Consider the following 24,651-nt stretch of genomic DNA (forward strand, 5'->3'; position numbering starts at 1 on the left):
CCTACCCTGCCCCGTCCGGATCGAGCAACCGGGCGGGGTTGTCACACATGATCTTTCTGATCTCGGGCTCCCCAAGGCCACAGGCCGGAAACAGCCCAGGAATCGCGTGGGAGTCGACATTCCGGAAAGGCTCAATCTCTCCAAAGGGCCGCGACCCGCGCGCGCCACCCCCACCGGTATGGGGCCAGTCAGAGCCCCAGATCACATGATCCGGACGCAGCGCAACACAGCTTTCTATCAGCGACATCGCACGGACACGGGCCCGCTCGGGGTCTGCGGCCAGCTTGTGGTCCGCCGACATCTTGATCCAGACCTGCTCTGACGCAGTGCGGCGCATGAAGTCGGTCAATTGGCCCTCGCCCGCATCCGCGCCGATACCGGCAAAATGATCCAGAACGACCGGAACCTCCGCCCGCGTGATCGTGTCGAGGTGGGCCAGAACCGTGTCGATCGGCGCATAGATCTGCAGGAACATCCCGCTGCCCGCCAGTGCCGAGGCCATCGCCGACAGGGCCTCACTGCCACCCAGCGCCGCGCCCCCACTGACAAGGTTCACCCGAAACCCGCGCACCCCATTCGCCTGCATCTCGGCAGTTTCACCGTCGCGGCGCAATGTGGCGGCATCGGCAACCGCGACGCCGCGCGCCCGGTCGCCCGGTCGCCCAGCACGTCAAGCGCCGCCAGAAAAGACCTGTTGTCATTTCCATAGACACTGGGCTGGACCAGAACGGCCCGAACGATGGCGCCGCCCTCCATGGCCAGCAAAAGCGCATCAATTCCCGCCGCGCCCGGTGTGTAGCTTCTGACCTGCTCCCCCCGGAGTCCTCGCTCTTTAGTTCGCTCTGTTCAGGGTTTGGTCCTCTACTGACCGTTGGTGATACTCCCACGGGGTGAGCCCGTCGAGGCTCGTATGTGGGCGATGGTGATTGTAGTCGTCGCGCCGGGCCGAGATAAGTTCCCGGGCGTGGTGCAGGTTGGCGAACAGGTGTTCATTCAGGCACTCGTCACGGAGACGTCCATTTAGGCTCTCGACGAAGCCATTCTGCATGGGCTTTCCTGGCGCGATGTAATGCCACTCGACCTTACGGTCCTCCTGCCATTTCAGAATGGCATTCGAGGTCAGCTCGGTTCCGTTGTCGCTGACCACCATGCAGGGATGGCCTCTAATCTCGGCGATCCGATCCAGTTCTCGGGCGACGCGGTGACCGGAGAGCGAGGTGTCGACGACGGTCGCCAGGCATTCCCGGCTGAAGTCGTCGATGACGCACAGCACCCGGAACCGGCGCCCGTCCGAGAGGCTTTCAGACACGAAGTCCAGCGACCATCTTTGATTGAGCCCTTGCGGGATCGCCATGGGGGCCCTCGTTCCAATCGCGCGCTTGCGGCCGCCACGCCTGAGCACTGTCAGGCCCTCTTCCCGGTAGAGCCGGTAGAGCTTCTTCCAGTTCACATGCCAGCCTTCGCGCCGGAGCAAGAGGTGCAGCCTTCGATAGCCAAACCGCCGCCGTTCTCCGGACAGCTCCTTCAGCCTTGTTCGCAACTCGGCATCCGTCGGCCTGGTTGACCGTCGCCGATAGACGCGCGGATCAATTCCGGCCAGGGCGCAGGCTCGCCGCTGGTTATAGTTCTTCTCTGTCATGGCCCAGTCCACGGCACGCCGCCTCGAACCGGGCCTCAGAAGTTCTTTCCAACATCTCCTTCAGCGTCGCGACATCGAGCATTTGTTCGGCCAACATCTTCTTCAGCTTCGCGTTCTCAGCTTCCAGCGCCTTCAGCCGCCTGGCGTCCGACACCTCCATGCCGCCATACTTCGAGCGCCACTTGTAAAACGTGCCATCGCTGATGCCGTGCTTCCGGCAGAGCTCCTTGGCTCCTATCCCGGCCTGGTGCTCCTTCAGTATGCCAACGATCTGCTCTTCGCTGAATCGGCTCTTACGCATCGTCTACCTCCTCGTTTGGAGAACAGGCGAACTTCAAATCGCGGACTTTTCAGGGGAGCAGGTCAGCTCGGACCCGCACAGTCACACCAAGTCTCTCTCCGGAAACAAATACCGGGCACTGCCCGAAGACGATTAACGCCTCTTGAGCGCGGAGGAGGCGCGGCGCTTCCAAGCCCGAGCAGAACTATGTGTCCGAGACGATCGGCGAGAGGGTGGTCCGATCCGAGTTCTTCTGAGTAGTTTCCGACCGATAGTGGACTGATCTTCTCGAAAATCGAGATCTTTTTGTCGAAACTGTCCACTGCTCTGACTTCGAGGCCGGTCTGCCAACACGGCCGCTATCTGGGCGTCCTGGTCATCCATGCGATGCGCAGCGAACGTCGGCAGTCCGCCCTCTCTTACAGGGAAACTACCGGCCCAATGCTGCCGCTCGGGTAGTGCTCGATGAACGTCGGCTCTGCTCATAAACGCCGGGCATATCCCCCGACGCGCCTTATTCCGAAAAGCAAGTAGCCGTGTGGGCACGCCGTCAAATGTTTCGCCGCATCGCTTCTATTTGCTACAACGCGTTGACCATAGCTCACCGACCCGATCCGTGAGTGGCGAAGAGGCAGGGAATCATATGCTTACGAATTTGGACATGAAGGAGCTCGTCGGCTTCCGTCGCGACCTGCACCGCTATCCGGAATTGTCAGGAGAGGAAGCGGAGACAGCCAGAAAGATCGCGAACGAGCTACGAGTTTTGCCCGCATCTCGTGTTATGACGGGGTTGGGCGGGCATGGTGTGGCAGCTATCTTCGACAGTGGCGTAGATGGACCGACCGTCCTTTTTCGCGCTGAACTCGACGCGCTGCCCATCGAGGAGCACAATGATATCGCCTGGCGTTCGTTGGCCCCGGGGAAGAGCCATGTTTGCGGTCACGATGGGCATATGACAATGTTATTGGCTCTGGGGCGTTTAATATCGCGCCGACCTGTCGCGCGCGGGCGTGTCGTCCTCATGTTCCAGCCCGCCGAGGAAGACGGAAGCGGTGCCAGAGCGGTGGTCTCCGATCCTGCGTTTAAGGGCATCCAACCGGATTGGGCTTTCGCCATTCACGTCGAGCCGGGACGTCCGTTTGGGTATGTCGCGACGTGTCCCGGCCTGATCAACTGCGCCTCGATGGGACTCAGGATTAGCTTGTTCGGCAAGACCGCCCATGCAGCAGACCCTGGAGATGGCCTCTCCCCGGCGCGGGCCATTGCAAGGCTGATTCCGGCCCTGGAGGCGCTCGGGAAAGACGGACCACTGGACGATGACTTTCGGCTGGTAACGATCACCCATGTGAGAGTGGGGGAACCCACCTTCGGCGTAGCGCCCGGGGAGGCCGAGATATACGCGACACTTCGGACCGCAGGTGATGCGAAGATGCAGGGGTTGGAGGCCGCGGCTCGCAATCTTGCCAGTTCGGTGGCACGGGAGGCCGGGCTCAGGGCGGCATTCGACATCCATGACAACTTTGCGGCTTCCATAAACGATCCCGATGCCTACAACGTGGCGGCGACCGCCATGGAATCACTCGGTGTCCCCCATGGTGATACGGGGGTCCCCATGCGCGCTTCCGAGGATTTCGGAGTATTCGGCTGGAACGCGAAGGCAGCCATGCTGTGTCTGGGGCCCGGGGAAGAGTATCCCGCGCTCCACAATCCGGATTATGACTTCCCCGATGACCTGATCCCAATCGGCAGCGCGATCTTCGAGCGCATCGCGCGCAACTTACTGGGAAGCGCATAGGGGCCGACTGAAGGTCACATATGCTGGCTGGCAAAGCCTTTGAGCGTCGCGCTCAGCGCCAGTCTCTTCATCCCTGCCGAATTTCCTCGCGAGCCATCCTTTTCAGCCACTCCATCACGCGAAGTGCCGCCTCGGATGCGCCCTGACGCGGCAGGAGGGCGTAGAAGTCCTGATCACCCTCCAGTGCGGCTTGAACAGCACGCACCAGGCGGCCGGCATCAAGGTCACGCTGCACGAGGAAGCGGCTGGCCAGGGCGACACCCTGACCGGCCAAGGCCGCATCGAGGCTCAGGGTCGTCTGGCTGAAGTGCAGGCCGCGTGGCGCTGTGGGCATCGCTCCAAAGGCGATTTCAAGGAACTGCGGCCAAAGATCATGCGCATCGTGCAGCAGGGTCAGGCGGGACAGCGCGGCCGCGTCGATGGGGACTTCCGGGGCCACAAGATGCGGCGAGCACACCGCAATGATCTCCTGTGGGAACAGCAACTCGGCGCACAGGCTTGCCCCGAACGGCGGGCGCCCCTGACGCACCGCGAGGTCGACGCCGTCGGCGTGAAAGCTCATGACCCGCTCGGTCGCGGTGATCCGGAGGTCGATTCCCGGGTGGGCCTCGGTGAACTCGGCGAGCCTCGGGATAAGCCATTTTGAAGCGAAGGTCGGGGTCACGCTGATCGTCACGCGCGAGGGCGTGTCCAGAAGCGCGCCAGTTGCGTCCATAAGCTGGGAGAACGCCCGGGAGACCGCGGCATGGTAGCTCCGCCCCTCTTCTGTAAAACTGAGCCCCCGCGGCTCGCGCAGAAACAGGCGCAGGCCGAGATGGTCCTCAAGCCCACGCACCTGCTGCGCCACGGCGCCCTGCGTCACGCCCAGTTCCTCCGCCGCTGCGCGAAAGGACAGGTGCCTGCCGGCTGCCGAGAAAGCACGAAGGCCGTTCAAGGACGGCAGGTTGGCTTCGCTCAACACGATAGTTCTCCTACACCCACGCAACAGCTGCGCTTGGCTGGTCGCAAGCGTTTCTCGTCCGTATCTAAATACGCGTAGGCGAAATAGGCGCCACAGGAAAGACGTGGAGAACTTAGACATGGCAGTAGAAAAAGTAGCTTTGATCACGGCGGGCGGCAGCGGCATGGGTGCTGGAGCGGCGCGGCGGCTGGCAACCGATGGCTTCAAGGTCGGGGTGCTGTCCTCCTCGGGCAAGGGCGAGGCCTTGGGGCAAGAGCTCGGCGGCTTCGGGGTCACCGGTTCCAACCGCTCGGTCGAGGATCTGACGCGACTGGTCGAGGGCGCGATGGACCGCTGGGGGCGGATCGACGTGCTGGTGAACTCGGCCGGGCATGGCCCCAAGGGCGACATCCTGGAGATCACCGACGAGGACTGGCACGACGGGCTCGACGTCTACCTGATGAACGTCATCCGCCCCACAAGGCTGGTCACGCCGATCATGGAAGCGCAGGGCGGCGGCGCGATCATCAACATCTCGACCTTCGCGGTGTTCGAGCCCGATTCGCTGTTCCCGACGTCAGGTGTCTTTCGGGCCGGACTCGCCGGTTTCGCCAAGCTTTATGCCGATAAATACGCGGCGCAGAACATTCGCATGAACAACGTGCTGCCCGGCTTCATCGATAGCCTGCCCGAGACCGAGGACCGGCGCGCCCGCATTCCCATGGGCCGCTACGGGCGCGAGGAGGAGGTATCATCGCTGATCAGCTGGCTTGCTTCCGACGGCGGCTATGTCACCGGGCAGAACTGGCGGATCGACGGGGGGCTGACGCGTGGCGTTTGAAACGGTTAACCTGCCGGGCCGTGACCGCGCAGCCTTCGCCGTGAAATGGGCAGCCTCTGTCATCCAGATCCTTGGCTATTCCGGTACTGCCTTTGGCTGGACGCCGTGGAACCTTTACCTCTTCGTCGTCGGGGTTCTCGGCTGGCTGATCGTTGGGGTGCTCTGGAACGACCGGGCGATCATTTTGATCCACTTTGTCGCTCTCGGCGCGATGCTCGCGGGCATGGCGCGCACGTGAAGGGGGGCCGTCACGCGGCGCCACTCATCCGCAGACTGTGCCCCAGCCGCTTCGCGCTGTTCACGGCGGTGTCGCGATGAAGCGACCAAGCCTGCGTGAGACCCACCAGTATTACCAGCAGGTCGATTTCGCGGCCGTCCAGTCCGGTGGCTGCGGCGGCGCGGCGACCCATGCGATCCTATCTTTCTGACTGGGGCGGGGTCACGCCACGACGCCGCCCGCCATGAGGGCATCGATCAGCGCCGGACATTGCCTGACGAGCACCCAAAGGCGGAACGCCATACTGCTGATCCCAATGGCTTACTCGGGAGCCAACCGCGCTCTTACAGGGCTTTCAAGAATTAAAGCAGACGTCCGGCCGAACCGCGGCGAAGGACTGCTATCCGCCCTTCGTTCCAACCCGATATGGCGCCGAGCTTGACAAGCATCCGGCGGCGCCCCGCGTGCCGCTGTGCTTGCGGCTGCTTGTGGAAGCTGGCGTTCTCTGCTGATGCAACGGCCAATATCAAAAGGCGTACGGCGTCGGCTTGACCTGTGAACGTTGGTGAAATAGGTACGAGTTCGAGTGCGGGCGTTGTGTAATGGTAAGACCTCTGCCTTCCACGCAGAAGACGCGGGTTCGATTCCCGCCGCCCGCTCCAGAAATATCCCCTTCAGATTTCCGACAGGATGTCCGGTCCACGCGTCCACGTATCTTGGAGTCGGGGTGCGCCTCCGACGTCCCGCCAGCCTGCGCCGCCGAAGACGCGGCGGCGGGTCCCGCCGCTCGCGTCGGCTGTTCCGGGCTACTGACGCCGCGCCACGAGCCAGTTCTGCCAGCTTTCGAGGCCGCCGCCGAAGGCGTTGAGGTCGACCTTGCCGGCCACGCCGGGCACGATGCCGGTGCCGGAGTATTGCCAGAAGCTCCAGCGCTCTTCGGGGTAGCCCTCGGAGGGGTGCTTGGTGACCGCCCGCAGCCAGAACTCCTGGTTGCGCATCTGCCCGAGGTCATTGTCGCGGTAGAAATCGGGCGTGGTGTAGACCACCGGCCGCGTGCCATAGTGGCGGCCCACGATGGCGGTGAAACGGTCGATCTGGTCGCGCACCTCGGCCGCGCCGGGGCGGGCCGAACAGGTGCGGGACTGGTGGTTCCACTCCATGTCGAGCACCGGCGGCAGGTCACCCGCCACCCGGCCCACGTTCTGGATGAACCAGGCCGCCTGCTCCTCGGGGGTGCGGCAGAAATAGTAGAAGTGATAGGCCCCCACCGGCACGCCGGCGGCACGGGCGCGCGGCGCGTTGACCGCATAGGCGGGGTCGAGGTGGTCGCCGCCCTCGGTGGCCTTCAGCCAGGCAAAGCGGATGCCCGACTGGCGGGCGGCGAAAAAGTCGATCTCGCCCTGGTAGCGCGAGGCGTCGATGCCGTGCACCGAGTAGCTCGCCGGGCTGATGCCCGACCACTCATGCGGTTTCACATCGCCGAAGCCGCGCGGGATGCCCGGTGCGGCGCTGGCGCTGACGTGGAGCTGGGTGGCCTTCTCGCCCTCGGCCATGCGCGGCATGGTGGGGCCTGCCGGGGGCCCGTCGAGCTGGGGGTTGCCGCAGCCTGCCAATATCAACGCAAGCAGCGCCGCCAGAACCGGGGCGCCAGATTTCACTGTCCGCACGATCAGTCTCCTGCTGTCTTCATGCTTCATGCCTCACGGGCCTTATACCAAGGCGCAGGCCGCAATGCACATCACGTTTCATACCGCCGCGCGTCACAATGACCCTCTTGGCATGGCCTCCCCCGCCGGTTAATCCCTTCGCCCGAAGAGGAGAGCCGATGGCGCAGCCCCCCCAGACCAACCCCGACGACCGCCCCGGCTCGCGCCGCGTGGGCGCACTCGGGGCGCTCGCCCCCTTCTTCGCGCCCTACAAGCGCATGGTCGTGGCCGCGCTTTGCGCGTTGGTGCTCACCGCCGGGGTCTCGCTGGTGCTGCCGATGGCGGCCCGCCGTGTGGTCGACAACTTCGGCTCCGCGGACGTGGCCCTGCTCGACCGCTACTTCTTCGGGGCCATCGGCATCGCCGCCGTCTTCGCGCTGGGCACGGCGCTGCGCTACTGGCTGGTCACCCGGCTCGGCGAGCGCGTGGTGGCCGACATCCGCAAGGCGGTGTTCGACCGGATGATCGGCATGTCGCCGGCCTATTACGAAAAGCTGATGACCGGCGAGGTGCTGAGCCGGATCACCACCGACACCACGCTGATCCTCTCGGTGATCGGCTCCTCGGCCAGCTGGTTCCTGCGCAACATCCTGCTCTTCGTCGGCGGGCTGATCCTGATGTTCTTCACCACGCCCAAGCTCTCGCTGATGGTGCTGGGGATCATCCCGGTGGTGATCGTGCCGATCCTGGTGCTGGGCCGCCGCCTGCGCAGCCTGTCGCGCGAGAACCAGGACTGGATCGCCGCCTCCTCCGGCAATGCCTCCGAGGCGCTGCTGGCGGTGCAGACGGTTCAGGCCTTCACCCATGAGGCGCCCTCCCGCGCCCGCTTCGGCGAGGTGACCGAAAAGAGCTTCGACAGCGCCAAGAGCCGCATCACCGTGCGGGCGGCGATGACGGCGATCATCATCTTCGTGGTCTTCTGCGGCATCCTCGGCGTGCTCTGGATCGGCGCGCGCGACGTGCGCGACGGGGTGATGAGCGCGGGAGAGCTGGTGCAGTTCGTCATCTACGCGGGCATCATGGCGGGCGCCGTGGCCGCGCTCTCGGAGATCTGGGGCGAGCTGCAGCGCGCCGCGGGGGCCACCGAACGGCTGATCGAGCTGCTGGTGGCCGAGGATTCGGTGACCGACCCGGCCGAGCCGCTCACGCTCGAGGGCCGCGCGCGCGGGGCTCTCGGTTTCCGCGACGTGGTCTTTCATTATCCCACCCGCCCGGGCGACGCCGCGCTCTCCGGCGTCAGCTTCGATGTGCAGCCGGGCGAGACCGTGGCGCTCGTCGGCCCCTCCGGCGCCGGCAAGTCCACCATCTTCCAGCTGCTCCTGCGCTTCTACGACCCGGCCTCCGGCGAGATCACCCTCGACGGCACGCGGCTCGACGCCATGACCCGCGAGGCGCTGCGCTCCCAGCTCGCCCTGGTGCCGCAGGATCCGGTGATCTTTGCCGCCACGGTCGCCGAGAACATCCGTTTCGGTCGCCCCGGCGCCAGCCAGGCCGATGTCGAGGCCGCCGCCCGTGCCGCCGCCGCGCATGAGTTCATCACCGAGCTGCCCGAAGGCTACGAGACTTACGTGGGCGAGCGCGGCGCCATGCTCTCGGGCGGCCAGAAACAGCGCATCGCCATCGCCCGCGCGATCCTGCGCGACGCCCCCGTGCTGCTGCTCGACGAGGCCACTTCGGCGCTCGATGCCGAGAGCGAGCAGCTGGTGCAGAAGGCGGTCGAGGCGCTCTCCGCCGAGCGGACGACGCTGATCGTGGCCCACCGGCTCGCCACGGTCAAAAAGGCCGACCGTATCCTGGTGTTCGAGAAGGGCGAGGTGGTGGCGACCGGCACCCACGACAGCCTGGTGGCCCAGGGCGGCCTCTACGCCCGGCTGGCCCGGCTGCAGTTTACCGAAGGCCTGGCGGCAGAGTGACAGGCGGGGCGCGTGCCCCTGCCCTGCCGGCACCGCTCGAAGGCCGCGCCGCACCCGCGGGAACCCCACGTCACATTTCCATGCCGCTTGATCCCTGCGCGGCTCTCGCTCACTATCGCCCAACATGCCGCGGAGCCGCCATCAGAGCCGGACGCGCGGCCAAGGGGAGGACGACCATGAGCTTTCAGAGCACCGCCGATCTGCGCGCGATCGAGAACCAGATGACCTGGGAAGAGCGCGGGATGCCCAAGACCATCTACCGCTTTCTCTCGAAGACCAGGGAGGCGCATGGCACCCGGCCCGCCGTCAGCTACCAGCTGTTCTCCGATCCGGGCGCCAAGGCCGAGACCCTCACCTGGAACGAGCTGCACGCCAAGACGACCCAGGCCGCCAACCTCTTCCGCTCGCTCGGCGTCGGGCCGACCGACACCGTGGCCTACCTGCTGCCCAACGCCAACGAGACCGTCATCACCCTGCTGGGCGGCGCGGTGGCCGGCGTCGTCAACCCGATCAACCCGCTGCTCGAGCCCGATCACATCGCCGCAATCCTGCGCCAGACCAATGCCAAGGTGCTGGTGACGATGAAGAGCTTTCCCAAGTCCGACGTGGCCCAGAAGGCCGCCGAGGCGGTCAAGCACGCGCCCAGCGTCACCACGGTGCTCGAGGTCGACCTGCTGCACTACGTGACCGGCCTCAAGAAGTTCATCATCCCCTTCATCCGTCCCAAGACCGAGCATGGCCACCATGCCAACGTGATGGATTTCAACGCCGAGCTGGCCAAGCAGCGGCCCGATGCGCTGGAGTTCCCCGACCCCGAGGACGACCGCGTCGCCGCCTACTTCCACACCGGCGGCACCACCGGCATGCCCAAGGTGGCCCAGCACAAGGTCTCGGGCATGGTCTACAACGGCTGGATCGGCCATGAGCTGCTGTTCTCGGAGCAGGACAACGTGATCTGCCCGCTGCCGCTGTTCCACGTCTTCGCCTGTCACGTGATCTTCATGGCGGCGATCGCCAGCGGCATGCATGTGATCTTCCCCACCCCTGCCGGCTACCGGGGCGAGGGCGTGTTCGACAACTTCTGGAAGCTGGTCGAGCGCTGGAAGGTGAGCTTCATCATCACCGTCCCCACCGCGCTCTCGGCCCTCATGCAACGCCCGGTCAATGCCGACGTGAGCAGCGTCAAGACGGCCTTCTCCGGCTCTTCTCCGCTGCCTGTCGAGCTCTTCAACCGCTTCGAGAAGGCCACCGGCGTCGAGGTGGTGGAGGGCTATGGCCTCACCGAATGCACCTGCCTCGTGTCCTGCAACCCGCCCTCGGGTGAAAAGCGCATCGGCTCCGTGGGCCTGCCCTTTCCCTATACCGAGGTGAAGATCCTGCGCGACGGACCCGACGGCCCGGTCGAATGCGCCACCGACGAGGTCGGCGAGATCTGCGTGTCGTCTCCCGGCGTCTTTCCGGGTTCGACCTACACGGAGCAGGACAAGAACCACAAGCTGTTCCACCACGATGTCTACCTGCGGACCGGCGACCTGGGCCGGATGGACGCCGACGGCTACCTCTGGATCACCGGCCGCGCCAAGGACCTCATCATCCGGGGCGGCCACAACATCGACCCGGCGGAGATCGAAGACGCGCTGGCTGGCCACGAGGCCGTCGCCTTCGCCGGTGCCATCGGCCAGCCGGATGCCCATTCGGGCGAGCTGCCCTGCGCCTATGTCGAGCTGGTGGCCGGCGCCAAGGTGACCGAGCAGGAGCTGATCGACTTCGCCAATTCGCGCATCCACGAGCGCGCGGCCTACCCGAAGTATCTCGAGATCCTGCCCGAATTGCCCAAGACGGCGGTCGGCAAAGTCTTCAAGCCCGACCTGCGCAAGAGGGCTATCACCCGCGTCTACAACGAGGCGCTCGAGGGCTGTGGCGCCGAGGTGGCCGAGGTGGTCGAAGACAAGAAGCGCGGCCTCGTCGCCAAGCTCAAGAAGACCGGCGACACGGACGAGGCCAAGGTCGCCGAAGTCCTGGGCAGCTACACCCGCCCCTGGGATTGGGCGTGATCCGACCCGGCCGGGCGCCTGACAGCTGACGTCAGGCGCCCGGCTTGGACCTTGCCGGCAGGCACAGCTCCAGCACCACCCGCTGCCCCAGCCCCTCCAGCCGGTGTCCGGGGATCAACTCCAGCCGCGCCCGTCGCGGGTGGCCCTCCGTCACCGTGATCTCCGCCGCCTGCAACGGGTGCCGCGCCATTTCCTCGCGCGTCATCTGCCCGATATCCGCCCGCACCTGCCCGGCAAACCAGGCCTGCACCCGCGCCTGCAGCTGCGCCGCCCCTTCCGCCTCGGGCGCATCGGCCGCCATCCGCATCACATGCTGCGCGTATCGGGTGGCAAAGAGCAGGTAGGGCAGCCGGGTGAGCAGGCTTGCGCCCGCATCCCCCACCGGCGGCTCCGCCAGCACCTGCGCCCCGAAGAAGCACAGCGCCATCTGCCCCTTCCGCCGCAGCGGTGCCGCCAGCCCCAGCCGCGCCAGTTGCGCCTCTTGCCGCTCGTCGATCTCCGCCTCGACGGGCGATAGCCCCTCCGCGCGGGGCACCGGCAGCCCGTCCACCAGCCCGCCCCCCTCCAGCCCGCGGATCTCCGTCGCCCAACCATGCACTGCGACGGACCGCGCGATATTGCCCGCCATCGCATGGGCCGGGTTCACCCAACAGGGCGCACCCCTTTCCTCGAAGGCGAACCCCGCGCCGGGAGAGGCCTCGCGCCCCCAGGGCAACCGGCCCAGGAGGCTGGGCAGGCAGAGGCACAGATACCGGCTCTCCGGCGCCTCCCGCAGCCGCCGCCAGCCCTCGCGCTCCGGCCCGTCGCACGCCCGCGCGATCTGGTCATGGTGCGGGATCCCTCCGCCCTCGAACAGCGACAGCCCCGCCTGCGCCAGCACCGGCATCTGGCAGGCCTCTCCGATCCGGGCGAATGCGGCGAGCTGCTCGGCGTGGCGATGATCGAACACATCCTCCACCACCAGCACCGCATAGGGCGCCGCGCCCCGCTCGGCATGGACATCCTCCAGCACCCGCCGCCGAAGCAGGGCCGCTGTCTCGCCGGGCTCTCCCACCGCCATGTCCAGCACCCGTAGCTGCACCACGGCCCCGGGCGGCACGCGGGCGGCAAGCCCCGCCAGCCCCCGCCAGGCCCGCTCCAGCGCCCGCATCCGCGGATGCGCCAGCACCGCATTCATCTGCGCCGAAAGCGCGGCATCGATCGCCGCCACCAGCGCCGCCACCGTCTCGGCCGGATCGGCCCTCACGCAGCCGGGCCGCCGCAGCGCTTCCACCGCAAGCCGCCGCCTCAGCCGGTCCGGCAGAGCGGCATGTTCCGCCCGCGTCTGCACCCGCCTGCCGAAAAACCGCTCGAGACATCTCCACATCGCCACGCCCCCTCTTCGCCCAAGCCTGCGCCCGCCCTGCCCCCGGATCAACCCTGCCGCCTCCCCATGCGCCCCCGCTGCGGGTTTCCGGCGCGCGCCCGCGGTTTCCGATCCGCCCGCGCGGGGTGACGTTTCCACCGCCTCCATGGTCGGGGCCGGTGTTTTGTCCGCGCCGGACCCGTGCGATAGAGTGGAGGCCAAGAGGAGGAGAGAGCGCCGCGATGAACCAGGCCAGCAAGGAATTCGCCCGCCGCGACGCCAGTCAGCCCAAGGGCCGGCAGGTCGAGGAGGCGGCGCTGGAAGAGGTGTCGCGCCTGCTGGGCGAGATGCCCCGCCGCCGCGACATGCTGATCGAGGCGCTGCACCTCATCCAGGACGGCCGCGGCCACCTCTCCGCGGCCCATCTCGCCGCCCTGGCCGAGCTCTTCCGCATGTCCCAGGCCGAGGTCTACGAGGTTGCCACCTTCTACCACCACTTCGATGTGGTGAAGGAGGGCGAGGCCGCGCCTGCGCCGGTCACCATCCGGGTCTGCGAGTCGCTCACCTGCACCCTCGCGGGCAGCGCCAGGCTGATCGAAACCCTCAAGGCCTCCACCGACCCCGAGCGCCTGCGCATCCAGCCCGTGCCCTGCATCGGCGCCTGCGACAAGGCCCCGGCGGCCCAGGTCGGCAAGCGCGCCATGGGCAAGGCCAGCGCCGAGGCCCTGACCGAGGCCGCCACCGGCCCGCTTGCCCCGGTGATCCCCGATTACGAGGGCCTCGCCGCCTACCGGGCGACAGGCGGCTACGGCACCTACGAGAAGATCCGCGCGGGCGATATCAGCCCCGAGGCCGCGATCGAGACCATGTCGGACGCAGGCCTGCGCGGCCTGGGCGGCGCGGGCTTTCCGGCGGGCAAGAAATGGGGCTTCGTCCGCGGCTACGAGGGCCCGCGGCTGATGACCGTGAACGGCGACGAGGGCGAGCCCGGCACCTTCAAGGACCGCTGGTGGCTCGAGCGCCAGCCGCACCGGATGCTGGAGGGCGCGCTGATCGCCGCCCATGTCGTCGGCTGCGAGAGGATCTACATCTACATGCGCGACGAATACCCCGCCGTGCTCGAGATCCTGCGCGCCGAGGTCGAGGCGCTTGAGCACGCAGGCCTCGCCCATGTGCCGATCGAGATCCGCCGGGGCGCGGGGGCCTACATCTGCGGCGAGGAATCCGCGATGATCGAGAGCATCGAGGGCAAGCGCGGGCTGCCCCGCCACCGCCCGCCCTATATCGCCGAGGTCGGTCTGTTCGGCCGCCCCACGCTCAACCACAACGTCGAAACCCTGCTCTGGGTGCCCGAGATCCTGCGCCACGGCGCGGCCTGGTTCGCCGATCAGGGCCAGGATGCCGATCACAGCGGGCTGCGCAGCTACTCGGTTTCGGGCCGGGTGGCCGAGCCCGGGGTCAAGCTCGCCCCGGCCGGCATCCCGCTGCGCCAGCTGATCGAAGAGCACTGCGGCGGCATGGCCGAGGGGCACGAGCTCAAGGCCTTTCTCCCCGGCGGCGCCTCGGGCGGGATCTTCCCCGCCTCGATGGCCGACACCCCGCTGAACTTCGGCTGTTTCGAGCCGCATGGCGGCTTCATCGGCTCCCACGCCGTGATGATCCTCAGCCAGCAGGATTCCATCCGCGAGGCCGTGCTCAACCTGATCCGCTTCTTCGAGCACGAGAGCTGCGGCCAATGCACCCCCTGCCGCTCCGGCACGGCCAAGGCCGCCGCGATCCTCGCGGGCGATGCACCCTCCACCGATCTGCTGAACGACCTCGTCACCGTGATGACCGACAGCTCGATCTGCGGCCTCGGCCAGGCCGCGGGCAACCCGATCCGCCACCTCATCCGCTACTTCCCGGAGGAGCTGGCATGACCGTCATCGGTAGGGTGGGCAATCTGCCCACCACCCCCTCCCCCCCGGAGAGCGCGCAATGAAAGACCTGCCCCAGACCGTCACCTTCCAGCTCGACGGCCGCGATGTCACGGCGGAGGCCCACGAGACCATCTGGCAGGTCGCCAGGCGGGAAGGCACCGCCATTCCCCACCTGTGCTACAAGGACGACCCGGAGTATCGCTCCGACGGCAACTGCCGCGCCTGCATGGTGGAGATCGAGGGCGAGCGCGTGCTGGCCGCCTCCTGCAAGCGCCGTGTCTCCGAGGGGCTGAAGGTGTCCACCGCCACCGAGCGGGTCAAGACCAACCGCCGCCTCGTCTTCGACCTGCTGGCCTCCGACATGCCCGCGCGCGACAGCTCGCCCGACCCCGACGCCCGCTTCTGGCACCAGGCCGAGCTTGCCGGCCTCACCGAAACGCACTTTCCCTCCACCCGCCCCGGCGCGGGTGGCGAAATTCCGGTCGACAGCATCTTCCGCGATGCCTCCCACCCCTCCATCGCCGTCAACCTCGATGCCTGCATCTCCTGCACCCTCTGCGAGCGCGCCTGCCGCGAGGTGCAGGTGAACGACGTCATCGGCATGGCCTCGCGCGGCACCCACAACCTGCCGGTCTTCGACCAGGCCGACCCGATGGGCCTGTCGTCCTGCGTGGCCTGCGGCGAATGCGTGCAGGCCTGCCCCACCGGCGCGCTGATGGAAAAGACCCTGCTCAACGAAGAGGCCACCAGACGCACCGAATACGCCGAGCGCAAGGTGGAGAGCGTCTGCCCCTTCTGCGGCGTCGGCTGCCAGACCGAGCTTTCCGTGAAGGAGGGCAAGATCATCCAGGTCGAGGGCCGCAAGGGGCCGGCCAACCGCGGCAAGCTCTGCATCAAGGGCCGCTTCGGCTATGACTACGTGCTCTCGCCCGAGCGCCTGACCAGGCCGCTGATCCGCCGCGAGGACGCGCCCAAGGACGCCCGGGCCAGGCTCTCCTTCGACAGGCTCCACGAGGTCTTCCGCGAGGCAACCTGGCAAGAGGCGCTCGAAAAGGCCTCCGGCGGTCTGAAAACCATCATCGACCGCGACGGCGGCGGCGCGCTCGCGGGCTTCGGCTCCGCCAAGGGCACCAACGAGGAGGCCTACCTCTTCCAGAAGCTCGTGCGCCAGGGCTTCGGCACCAACAACGTCGACCATTGCACCCGGCTTTGCCACGCCTCTTCCGTGGCCGCGCTGATGGAAGGCGTCGGCTCCGGCGCCGTCTCCGCCCCGTTCACCGACGCCGAGAAAAGCGACTGCATCATCATCATCGGCGCGCGGCCCGAGCAGAACCATCCGGTCGCCGCGACCTACTTCAAGCAGGCCGCCAAGAACGGCGCGACGCTGATCGTGATGGACCCGCGCCGCCAGCGCCTGATGCGCCATGCCACCCATGGCGTCGTCTTCGAGCCGGGCCGCGACGTGGCGCTGCTGAACGCGATGATTCACACGATCATCGAGGAGGGGCTGACCGATGAGCAATACATCCAGGCCCACACCTCGGGCTTCGAGGCGCTGAAGGAAAAGGTGAAGGGCTTCACCCCCGAGGAGATGGCCCCGATCTGCGGCGTCGCCGCCGATGAGATCCGCACCATCGCCCGCGCCTTCGCCCGCGCCGAGCGCGGCATCATCTTCTGGGGCATGGGCATCTCGCAGCACGTCCACGGCACCGACAATTCGCGCTGCCTGATCGCGCTCGCGCTGATCACCGGCCATGTCGGCCGCCCCGGCACCGGCCTGCACCCGCTCCGTGGCCAGAACAACGTGCAGGGCGCCTCCGACGCCGGCCTGATCCCGATGTTCTACCCCGACTACAAATCGGTGGAGAACCCCGAGCTGATCGCCAGGTACGAGGATGCCTGGGGCCGCCCGCTCGACCATGCGCGCGGGCTCACCGTGGTGGAGATCATGCACGCCATCCATGACGGCGAGATCAAGGGCATGTATGTCCAGGGCGAGAACCCGGCCATGTCGGACCCCGACCAGCACCACGCCCGCGCCGCCCTGGCCTCTCTCGAGCATCTGGTGGTGCAGGACATCTTCTTCACCGAAACCGCCTGGCACGCCGACGTGATCCTGCCGGCCTCCTCCCAGGCGGAAAAGCTCGGCACCTACACCAACTCCAACCGGCAGGTTCAGCTGGGCCGACCGGTGCTCGACCCGCCCGGCGAGGCCCGACAGGACTGGGAGCTGATCGTCGCCATCGCCAATGGCCTCGGCTGCAACTGGACCTACGCCGATGTGCCCGATGTCTACGCCGAGATGGCCGCGCTCATGCCGTCGCTCGCCAACATCAGCTGGGAACGGATCGCGCGCGAAGGCGCCGTCACCTACCCCGCCCCGGCCCCCGACGCGCCGGGCAAGGAGGTGATCTTCGAAACCGGGTTCCCCACCGACGATGGCCGCGCCCGGATCGTGCCGACCGATCTGGTGCCGCCCGACGAGCTGCCCGATGCCGAGTTTCCGCTGGTGCTCACCACCGGCCGAATGCTCGAGCACTGGCACACCGGCGCGATGACCCGCACCAGCCACGCGCTCAACGCGCAGGAGCCGGAGCCGGTGGTCTCGATGCATCCGCGCGACATTGGCCGCATGGGCTTTACCCGCGGCCAGCAGGTCACCGTCGAAACCCGCCGCGGCGACATCACCCTGACCCTTCGGGCCGACCGTGACGTGACCGAGGGGATGCTCTTCATCCCCTTCTGCTTCCGCGAGGCCCCCGCGAACTTCCTGACCAACCCGAGCCTCGACCCCTTTGGCAAGATCCCCGAGTTCAAGTTCGCCGCCGCCCGGATCCGCGCCGCCGACTGACACCGCCCGGTCCGGCGCCCGCGGGGCACCGTCTTCCTCTTCGCGTCCGGCGGGTGAGATCTGGAGCAAGTCAATGCGGTGCGGCGGCGCGCGGCCCTCGCCGCCGGGCCTGTGCGGGCTTCCCCCGGCCAAGGGAAAAAGGGCGGAGGCCGAAACCCCCGCCCTTTCCCGTGGCTGCCCCAGGCTATCCTGGGGGACAAGTTCAGGGCAGCAGCACCTTGTCGATCACGTGGATCACACCGTTCGACGCGGCCACGTCGGCGGTCACCACATTTGCGTTGTTGACCCGCACGCCGCCGTGAGTCCCGTTGATCCGCAGCTTGCCGCCATTGGCGGTCAGAACGCTCACGCGCTTGCCGGCAAGATCGGAGGCCTCGGCACGGCCCGGCACCACGTGATAGGTCAGGATCGAGACCAGCATGTCGCGGTTCTCGGGCTTCAGCAGATTCTCCACCGTACCGGCGGGCAGGGCGGCAAAGGCCTCATCCGTCGGCGCAAAGACGGTGAAGGGCCCGGGGCCCTGAAGCGTCTCGACCAGCCCGGCCGCCGACACCGCCGCCACCAGCGTATCGAAACTTCCGGCCGACTGCGCGACCTCAACGATATCCGGGCCGGCATCGGAGCGGGGCATCGCGCAGCCCGATACGGCAAGCGCCAGTGCAACGGTTGCGGCCTTCGCCATGGTCACGATCTTCATGGGTCTTTCCTCCCTGGTCAGGTTCCACCCCGCATCTGTGCGAGGTTGGAGCGTTTACGCAGGGAAAGCCGGGTCGGTTCACTTCTTTGAACATCTGCGCGCGACCGGCCGCGCAAGGACCCAGGCGGATGCGCCCGTCTCAGGGGAAAGACGGGCGCTGTCGGCAAGGCCGCGGTGCGGAAGGGAGATCCGACACCACAGAGTAGAGCCTGCCCCCGCCGCCCCGAAAACTCGCGGATTCCGGGGAGGCAGGAGCGGCGGGTCGGCGCCCGTCCCTAGCTGGCCGGCCGCCCGCCCGAGATCTTGCGCACCAGCACGTAGAAGGCCGGCACCACGAAGATGCCGATAAAGGTGGCCGCCGTCATGCCGCCCAGCACGCCGATGCCGATGGCGTTCTGCGCCTTGGCCCCGGCGCCCGTGGCCAGCGCAAGCGGCAGCACGCCCAGCATGAAGGCGAGCGAGGTCATCAGGATCGGCCTCAGCCGCATCCGCGCCGCCTCGATCGCCGCCTGCACCGCGCTGCGCCCCGCCACCTCGAGATCGCGGGCAAACTCCACGATCAGGATCGCGTTCTTGGCCGCAAGCCCGATGGTGGTGAGAATGCCGACCTTGAAGTACACGTCGTTCGTCTGCCCGAAGAGCAGCGCGAAGGCGAGCGCACCGGCAATGCCCACGGGCACGGCCAGCATGACGGCAAAGGGGATCGACCAGCTCTCGTAGAGCGCGGCCAGCGACAGAAAGACCACCAGCGCCGAAAGCGCGTAGAGCCAGGGCGCCTGGCTTCCCGACTGCTGCTCCTGGTAGCTGAGGCCGGTCCAGGCCACGCCGTAGCCGCCCTCGAGCCCCGCCGCCAGTTCGGCGATCGCGTCCATCGCCTCGCCCGACGACACGCCGCTGCCCGGCTGCCCCGAGATCGAGATCGCCGAGGTGCCGTCGATCCGCGCCAGCGAAGGCGTGGTCGAGACCCACTCGGTGGTGATGAAGCTCGCAAAGCTCACCATCTCGCCCGAGGCGTTGACGGCAAACCAGTCTTCCACGTTCTCGGGTTGCATCCGGTGGGCCGCATCGGCCTGCACGATGACCGGCCGCAGGTTGCCGTTCATGTCGAAGTCATTGACCGACGACCCGGTGAAGATGGTCGACAGGATCGCGTTCACCCCGCTCACCGACACCCCGAAGCTCTCGGCCTTCTGCTGGTCGATCACCAGCCGCAGCACCGCTTCGCTGTCGGTGCCCGAGGCGCGCACGTTGGAGAGGCGCGCATCCTGCCCGGCGATGGTCTCCAGCTCCTCCGCCGCGGCCCGCAGCGCGTCGTTGCCGGTGGCGCCATAGTCCACTAGGTACATCGAGAAGCCCGAGGTATTGCCAAGCCCCTGGATCGCCGGCGGCTGGGTAAAGATCACCCGGCCCGCGCGGCTGTTGCCGAACTTCGCCGTCGCCCGCCCGATCACCGATGCGGCGGAAAGCGCATCGCCCTGCCGCGCGTCGAAGTCCTTCAGCTTCACGAAGATCATCGCCACGTTCTGCCCCGAGCCGTTGAAGCCGAAGCCCAGCGAGGCAAAGGTGCTGTCGACCGCGTCGGCCTCCTCGGTGAGCATGTAGTCCTCGATCTCCTCCACCACCTGAGCGGTCTGGGCCGTGGTCGTGCCCTCGGAGAGGTTGATCATGACCATCATCACCCCCTGGTCTTCCTGCGGCAGGAAGGAGGAGGGCAGCCGCGAGTAGGTCGCCCCGGCGGCGGCGATGACGGCCGCGAGGATCAGCACCGCCACCAGCGGTACCCGGGCCAGCCGCTTCACGGTGGCGCCGTAGCCCTCGGTCAGCCGCTCGAAGCCGGTGTTGAACCAGCGCGCCGGGGCAAAGCCGGTGCCGTGGCTGCGCTTGAGCATCGAGGCGGTGAGCGCCGGCGTGAGGATCAGCGCCACCAGCGCCGAGAGCACCATCGCCGAGATGATGGTGACCGAGAACTGCCGGTAGATCACGCCCGTCGAACCGCCGAAGAAGGCCATCGGCAGGAACACCGCCGAGAGCACCAGCGCGATGCCGATGAGCGCCCCGGTGATCTGGCCCATGCTCTTCTCGGTCGCGGGCAGCGGCTCGAGCCTGTCGTCCTCCATCACCCGTTCCACGTTTTCCACCACCACGATGGCGTCATCGACCAGAAGGCCGATGGCCAGCACCATGGCGAACATCGTCAGCGTGTTGATCGAGTAGCCCAGCGCCGCCAGCACAGCGAAGGTGCCCGCCAGCACCACCGGCACGGCGAGGATCGGGATGATCGTGGCACGCCAGTTCTGCAGGAAGATGAGGATCACGATGAACACCAGCGCGATGGCCTCGGCCAGCGTCTCGTAGACCTTCTCGATCGAAAGCTCGACGAAAGGCGAGGTGTCATAGGCGGTCTCGAAGGTCACGCCCGCGGGCAGTGCGGCCTCCAGCTCGGCCAGGGTCTCGCGCACCGCCTCGGCGGTGTCCACGGCGTTCGCCCCGGTGGCAAGGTTCACCCCGAAGCCCGAGGCATTCTCGCCGTTGAAGCGCGCGTCGCCGCCGTAGCTCTCCTGCCCGATCTCGATGCGGGCCACGTCGCCCAGCCGCACCTGCCCGCCACCTTCCTCGGATTTGAGCAGGATGTTCTCGAACTCCTCCACCGATGTGAGCTGGCTCTGCGCGGTGATGGTGGCGGTGAACTGCTGTCCCTCGACCACGGGCACGGCCCCCAGCGAGCCGACCGAGACGGTGGTGTTCTGGTTCGAGATCGCGGTGGTCACGTCGGAGGGGGTCAGCTGGTATTCGGCCAGGCTCAGCGGGTCGAGCCAGACGCGCAGCGCATAGCCCGAGCCGAAGATATTGATCGAGCCCACGCCCTCCGTCCGCTGGACCGGGCCGGAGACGCGGGTGTCGAGCAGATCGCCCAGCGCGACCGTGGAGTAGCTGCCATCCTCCGAGACCAGCGCACCGACCATCAGGATCGACGAGGTCGAGCGGGTCACTGTCACGCCCGAGCTCTGCACCGTGTCGGGCAGCTGGCCCTCCACCTGGCTGACCTTCGACTGCACGTTGTTCTGGGCGTCGACCGGGTCGATGCTCTCGTCGAAGACGAGGCTGATCGAGGAGGAGCCCTCGCGCGAGGTGCTCTCCATGTAGAGCACGCCGTCGAGCCCGGTCATGGCGTCCTCGATGACCGAGGTCACCGAGTTTTCCACCGCCGAGGCCGTGGCGCCCTTGTAGCTGGCAGTGACCCGCACGGTGGTGGGCGCTATATCGGGGTATTGCGACACCGCGAGCTGGCTGAAGGCAAAGGCCCCGGCCAGCATCGTCACGATGGCGAGCACCCAGGCAAAGACCGGGCGGTGAATGAAGAATTGCGCCATGGCTCAGTTGCCCCCGGCTGCGGCTTCGGCGGCGGGCGCGGCAGTGCTGCGCGCTTCGGCCGCGTCGGCGGGCGCGGCGTCCTGCACCACGCCGTTGGCGGCGATCGTCACCGGCACCGGGCTGATCGCCGCGCCGTCCGCAAGGGTGGTCAGCCCGTCGAGGATCACCATGTCACCCGCCGCCACGCCCGAGGTCACCACCCAGGCGTTCTCATGGGTGCCCGAGGTCTCCAGCACCACCCGTTGCGCCTTTCCGTCCACCGCAAGAAAGGCGGTGAGCGTGCCGTCCGATTGCCGGGTGGTCGCCCGCTGCGGCACCAGAACCGCGCGCTGGGTGCCGATCACGATCTTCACCCGCAGGAACTGGCCGGGCAGGATCTTCCGCTCGCCATTGTCGAACTCGAAGCGCACGTCGACCGCGCCGGTGGTGGTCGACACGCTCGTGCCCGGCGTCACCAGCCGCCCGATGCCCGCATAGGTGCTGCCGCTCTCCAGCGTCAGCTCGGCTTCCATCCGGTCGCCCGGCTGCATCGCCCCGCTGTCGATCCGCTCGCGCACCCGGATGATCCGGGCCGCGCTCTCCGAGACATCCACGTAGATCGGATCGAGCTGGGTCACGGTGGTGAGCGCGTCGGTCTGGTTGGCGGTCACGATGGCCCCCACCGACACCGCCGCCACGTCCACGATGCCGGCAATCGGGCTCTTCAGCACGCTGCGGTCGAGGTCGAGCTGCGCGGTTTGCACGGCGGCCTCGGCGCTCTTCAGCGTGGCCTCGGCGGAGGCGACATTGGAGCGGGCGGTCTGAACCTCCGAGACGGTCGCCCCCACCCCTTCGAGCCGTTCGTAACGCTCCACCGTGGCCTTCGCGGTGGCCAGCGCGGCCTCGGCGCTCGCCTGCGAGGCCTCTGCGGCGGCCAGTGCCGCCTCGTAGCTGTCGGGCTCGAGCCGGAAGAGCGGCGTGCCGGCATCCACCGGGCGTCCGGGCTGGTAGAGGATCTCTTCCACCATGCCGCCCACGCGCGGGCGGATCTCGGTCTGCGCGCTGGCCACGGCCCGGCCGGGCAGGGTCACCGCATAGGGCACATCGGCCTCCTCCAGCGCCATCACCCCCACTTCGGTCGGCCCGCGCCCAGCCCCGCCCGGCGGCATGCCCTGTGCATGGGCAAGGCCGATGCCGGCAAGCAGGATCAGCGCGGCAATCGTGGCGGCGAGCAGCACGGAAGGGCGGCGGGAGCCGTCACGGCGGGCAACGAGGGGAGCGGACATGATATCTCCAGGGGGAGGAATTGCGGACAGTTGAGCCTGAAACGCTGCGCCGCGGCAATTCCGTCGCAGATTTTTGCACCCTGTGCATTTTCGCAGGTTTGCCGCGCGATGTGCGGCCTTCTTCGCGCAGGCCTGGCGCGCTATCCTGCCCGCACACACCCCCCGACCCAGGACCACGCCCATGAGCTTTGTCACCGATCTCACCCGCCTGCGCGACAGCCTCGCGCGTTCGGCGCGGATGCCCGTGGTCTTTCTTGGCCACGGCAGCCCGATGAACGCGCTGGAAGACACCGCCTACAGCCGCGCCTGGACAGAGCTGGGCCAGACCCTGCCCCGCCCCAGCGCGATCCTGGTCGTCTCGGCGCATTGGATGAGCAGGGGCACCACGTTGGTGGCCACAGAGGCCAGGCCGGAGACGATTCACGACTTTCGCGGCTTCCCCAAGCCGCTCTACGAGATGCAATACCCCGCCCCCGGCGCCCCCGGACTGGCGCGCGAGGTGGCGAGCCTGCTGGCCAGCCACCACGGCGAGAGCGACGAGAGCTGGGGCCTCGATCACGGCGCATGGGCGGTGCTGAAATTTCTCTATCCCGGTGCCGATGTGCCGGTGTTCCAGGTCTCCATCGACATGACGGCGCCGCTTTCCGACCAGCTCGAGATCGGCAAGCTGCTCTCCCAGCTGCGCGACCGGGGCGTGCTGATCCTCGGCTCGGGCAACGTGGTGCACAACCTGCGCACCATGCGCCCGGGCGGTGCGCCGCTCGACTTCGCCGAGGCCTTCGACACGCTCTTCGCCGACCGGCTCGAGCAGCGCGACATGGCCGCTCTCGCCGACCGCGCGGCGCTCGGGAGCCTGCTGCAGATGGCGCACCCCAGCCACGACCACTACCTGCCCGCCCTGACCATCGCCGGCGCGGCAGACCGCGGCGACGCGCTCACCTGGATGACCGACGCCATCGACCTCGGCTCGGTCTCCATGCGGTCCTTCATCTTTCACGCCGCCTGATCGGCGCAGCAAGAGGCCCTCCCCCGCGCGTGGCGGGAGAGGGCCCGTTTCAACCGTCAGGCCGGATCAGTCGTAGAGCACCGCGGCCACCCGCGGGTCGTCCATGTTGGTCTTGTCATACCAGTAAAAGCCGGTGTCGATGACCCCGGGCAGGGTCTCGCCCTTCAGGTCGGGGTTGGCCTGCAGCATCGCCTTGGCGGTCTCGGTCGCCTTCAGCGCGTCGTTGGCATATTGCACATCGACGATCTCGATGTTCGGATAAGCCTCCTCGATCCGGTTCAGGAACCCGTCGCGGCGGCCGATGCCGGTGGCCGAGGTCTGGTCGTGGATGATCGCGGCCACCTTGCCCTCTTCGCCGATGGCCTTGGCCAGCCCGTCTGCGCCGGTGGCGGCGGCGGCCATGTTGTCGGTGGTGCAGGTGGTCAGCGGCAGGTCGGACTCCACGCCCGAGTCGAAGGCCACGATCGGGATGCCCGCGTCCGCCGCCTTGCGCAGCGCCGGCACCTGGACCTGGCTGCCGAGCGCGGCAAAGCCGATGCCCTGGGGCTTCCTGGCGATGGCGGCATTGAGGATGTCGGTCTGCTTCTCGATCTCGGCCTCGGTGTTGGACCCCTCGAAGGTGATGGTCCCCCCGTTGCGCTCGGCGGCCGTTTCGGCGCCCAGCTTCACCGCCTGCCAGAGCTGGTGGCTGAAGCCCTTGGCGACGATCGGAAAGTAGACGTCCTGCGCGGCGGCCGGGCCGGCCAGGACGGTGGCCGCGGTGAGCGCGGCGATCCGTTTCTTCATGGTGGCTTCCCCCCAAGTAACCGAT

At 67.6% G+C, this 24,651-nt stretch carries 16 protein-coding genes, 1 tRNA gene and 1 pseudogene; 9 read left to right on the top strand and 9 right to left on the bottom strand.

The features are described 5' to 3' along the window. Position 1 precedes the first annotated feature (1 nt). Both BUR94_RS12490 and BUR94_RS12495 read right to left on the bottom strand, forming a co-directional pair. A pseudogene (locus tag BUR94_RS12490) lies at positions 2-655 on the bottom strand (amidohydrolase family protein); the annotation flags it as partial. A 177-nt stretch (positions 656-832) separates the two neighbouring features. After that, a protein-coding gene (locus BUR94_RS12495) for an IS3 family transposase (protein WP_139301277.1) occupies positions 833-1,940 on the bottom strand; the annotation gives its coding sequence in 2 pieces (ribosomal slippage) (positions 833-1,688 and positions 1,687-1,940; 1,110 coding nt in all). A 622-nt stretch (positions 1,941-2,562) separates the two neighbouring features. Between BUR94_RS12495 and BUR94_RS12505 the strand changes: the two genes are divergently transcribed. Then, positions 2,563-3,714: an amidohydrolase gene (locus BUR94_RS12505; protein ID WP_074256544.1), complete on the top strand. Its 1,152-nt coding sequence runs from the start codon at positions 2,563-2,565 to the stop codon at positions 3,712-3,714. Between the two features lie 67 nt (positions 3,715-3,781). Here the strand turns inward: BUR94_RS12505 and BUR94_RS12510 are convergent, their stop codons facing one another. Next, entirely contained in the window at positions 3,782-4,675 is an 894-nt protein-coding gene (locus BUR94_RS12510; RefSeq protein WP_074256545.1) for a LysR substrate-binding domain-containing protein, read from the bottom strand. Positions 4,676-4,793: 118 nt separating this feature from the next. On the opposite strand from BUR94_RS12510, the gene BUR94_RS12515 reads away from it, so the two are divergent. The 3 genes from BUR94_RS12515 to BUR94_RS12530 all read left to right on the top strand — a co-directional run bounded on the left by BUR94_RS12515 (position 4,794) and on the right by BUR94_RS12530 (position 6,374). Then, positions 4,794-5,495, top strand: a complete 702-nt coding sequence (locus BUR94_RS12515; RefSeq protein WP_074256546.1) for an SDR family oxidoreductase — start codon at positions 4,794-4,796, stop codon at positions 5,493-5,495. Continuing rightward, positions 5,485-5,733, top strand: coding sequence for a DUF6552 family protein (locus BUR94_RS12520; RefSeq protein WP_074256547.1), 249 nt, complete (start codon positions 5,485-5,487; stop codon positions 5,731-5,733). Before BUR94_RS12515 ends, BUR94_RS12520 begins: the two co-directional genes overlap by 11 nt. Before the next feature lie 567 nt (positions 5,734-6,300). After that, positions 6,301-6,374 (top strand) — tRNA-Gly (locus BUR94_RS12530). Positions 6,375-6,518: 144 nt separating this feature from the next. Here BUR94_RS12530 and BUR94_RS12535 read toward each other — a convergent pair. Then, entirely contained in the window at positions 6,519-7,409 is an 891-nt protein-coding gene (locus BUR94_RS12535) for a glycoside hydrolase family 25 protein (protein ID WP_074256548.1), read from the bottom strand. Positions 7,410-7,537: 128 nt separating this feature from the next. Between BUR94_RS12535 and BUR94_RS12540 the strand changes: the two genes are divergently transcribed. Continuing rightward, positions 7,538-9,331: an ABC transporter transmembrane domain-containing protein gene (locus BUR94_RS12540; RefSeq protein WP_074256549.1), complete on the top strand. Its 1,794-nt coding sequence runs from the start codon at positions 7,538-7,540 to the stop codon at positions 9,329-9,331. Positions 9,332-9,507: 176 nt separating this feature from the next. After that, a complete protein-coding gene (locus BUR94_RS12545) occupies positions 9,508-11,385 on the top strand; it encodes an acyl-CoA synthetase (protein ID WP_074256550.1) in 1,878 nt (625 codons plus the stop codon). A 31-nt stretch (positions 11,386-11,416) separates the two neighbouring features. Here BUR94_RS12545 and BUR94_RS12550 read toward each other — a convergent pair whose 3' ends face one another. Then, positions 11,417-12,751 carry a type VI secretion system contractile sheath domain-containing protein gene (locus BUR94_RS12550; RefSeq protein ID WP_175570472.1) on the bottom strand — a complete coding sequence of 445 codons (1,335 nt, stop codon included), beginning with the start codon at positions 12,749-12,751 and terminating at the stop codon, positions 11,417-11,419. Positions 12,752-12,972: 221 nt separating this feature from the next. Between BUR94_RS12550 and BUR94_RS12555 the strand changes: the two genes are divergently transcribed. Together BUR94_RS12555 and fdhF are read left to right on the top strand one after the other, a co-directional pair. After that, complete coding sequence (locus BUR94_RS12555) at positions 12,973-14,649, top strand: NAD(P)H-dependent oxidoreductase subunit E (RefSeq protein ID WP_074256552.1); 1,677 nt, start codon at positions 12,973-12,975, stop codon at positions 14,647-14,649. A gap of 67 nt (positions 14,650-14,716) precedes the next feature. After that, positions 14,717-17,500: a formate dehydrogenase subunit alpha gene (fdhF, locus tag BUR94_RS12560; protein ID WP_217694072.1), complete on the top strand. Its 2,784-nt coding sequence runs from the start codon at positions 14,717-14,719 to the stop codon at positions 17,498-17,500. A 202-nt stretch (positions 17,501-17,702) separates the two neighbouring features. Here the strand turns inward: fdhF and BUR94_RS12565 are convergent, their stop codons facing one another. The 3 genes from BUR94_RS12565 to BUR94_RS12575 form a co-directional block, all read right to left on the bottom strand. After that, positions 17,703-18,197, bottom strand: coding sequence for a fasciclin domain-containing protein (locus BUR94_RS12565; protein ID WP_074256554.1), 495 nt, complete (start codon positions 18,195-18,197; stop codon positions 17,703-17,705). Between the two features lie 275 nt (positions 18,198-18,472). Beyond that, a complete protein-coding gene (locus BUR94_RS12570; protein WP_074256555.1) occupies positions 18,473-21,568 on the bottom strand; it encodes an efflux RND transporter permease subunit in 3,096 nt (1,031 codons plus the stop codon). 3 nt (positions 21,569-21,571) lie between these two features. Continuing rightward, complete coding sequence (locus tag BUR94_RS12575) at positions 21,572-22,834, bottom strand: efflux RND transporter periplasmic adaptor subunit (RefSeq protein ID WP_084193027.1); 1,263 nt, start codon at positions 22,832-22,834, stop codon at positions 21,572-21,574. A gap of 181 nt (positions 22,835-23,015) precedes the next feature. Between BUR94_RS12575 and ygiD the strand changes: the two genes are divergently transcribed. Next, positions 23,016-23,840: a 4,5-DOPA-extradiol-dioxygenase gene (gene ygiD / locus BUR94_RS12580; RefSeq protein ID WP_074256556.1), complete on the top strand. Its 825-nt coding sequence runs from the start codon at positions 23,016-23,018 to the stop codon at positions 23,838-23,840. Between the two features lie 66 nt (positions 23,841-23,906). On the opposite strand, the gene BUR94_RS12585 is transcribed toward ygiD, so the two are convergent. Beyond that, positions 23,907-24,626: a substrate-binding domain-containing protein gene (locus BUR94_RS12585; RefSeq protein ID WP_074256557.1), complete on the bottom strand. Its 720-nt coding sequence runs from the start codon at positions 24,624-24,626 to the stop codon at positions 23,907-23,909. Positions 24,627-24,651: the final 25 nt, after the last annotated feature.

Origin of the sequence: Vannielia litorea, from assembly GCF_900142295.1 — a bacterium.
Classification (GTDB): Bacteria; Pseudomonadota; Alphaproteobacteria; order Rhodobacterales; family Rhodobacteraceae; genus Vannielia; species Vannielia litorea.

Coding starts and splice junctions, on each gene's coding strand:
- BUR94_RS12585 (WP_074256557.1), bottom strand. CDS start 24,626: ATGAAGAAACGGATCGCCGCGCTCACCGCGGCCACCGTCCTGGCCGGC.
- BUR94_RS12540 (WP_074256549.1), top strand. CDS start 7,538: ATGGCGCAGCCCCCCCAGACCAACCCCGACGACCGCCCCGGCTCGCGC.
- BUR94_RS12570 (WP_074256555.1), bottom strand. CDS start 21,568: ATGGCGCAATTCTTCATTCACCGCCCGGTCTTTGCCTGGGTGCTCGCC.
- BUR94_RS12535 (WP_074256548.1), bottom strand. CDS start 7,409: ATGAAGCATGAAGACAGCAGGAGACTGATCGTGCGGACAGTGAAATCT.
- BUR94_RS12575 (WP_084193027.1), bottom strand. CDS start 22,834: ATGTCCGCTCCCCTCGTTGCCCGCCGTGACGGCTCCCGCCGCCCTTCC.
- ygiD (WP_074256556.1), top strand. CDS start 23,016: ATGAGCTTTGTCACCGATCTCACCCGCCTGCGCGACAGCCTCGCGCGT.
- BUR94_RS12565 (WP_074256554.1), bottom strand. CDS start 18,197: ATGAAGATCGTGACCATGGCGAAGGCCGCAACCGTTGCACTGGCGCTT.
- BUR94_RS12550 (WP_175570472.1), bottom strand. CDS start 12,751: ATGTGGAGATGTCTCGAGCGGTTTTTCGGCAGGCGGGTGCAGACGCGG.
- BUR94_RS12545 (WP_074256550.1), top strand. CDS start 9,508: ATGAGCTTTCAGAGCACCGCCGATCTGCGCGCGATCGAGAACCAGATG.
- BUR94_RS12505 (WP_074256544.1), top strand. CDS start 2,563: ATGCTTACGAATTTGGACATGAAGGAGCTCGTCGGCTTCCGTCGCGAC.
- BUR94_RS12555 (WP_074256552.1), top strand. CDS start 12,973: ATGAACCAGGCCAGCAAGGAATTCGCCCGCCGCGACGCCAGTCAGCCC.
- BUR94_RS12515 (WP_074256546.1), top strand. CDS start 4,794: ATGGCAGTAGAAAAAGTAGCTTTGATCACGGCGGGCGGCAGCGGCATG.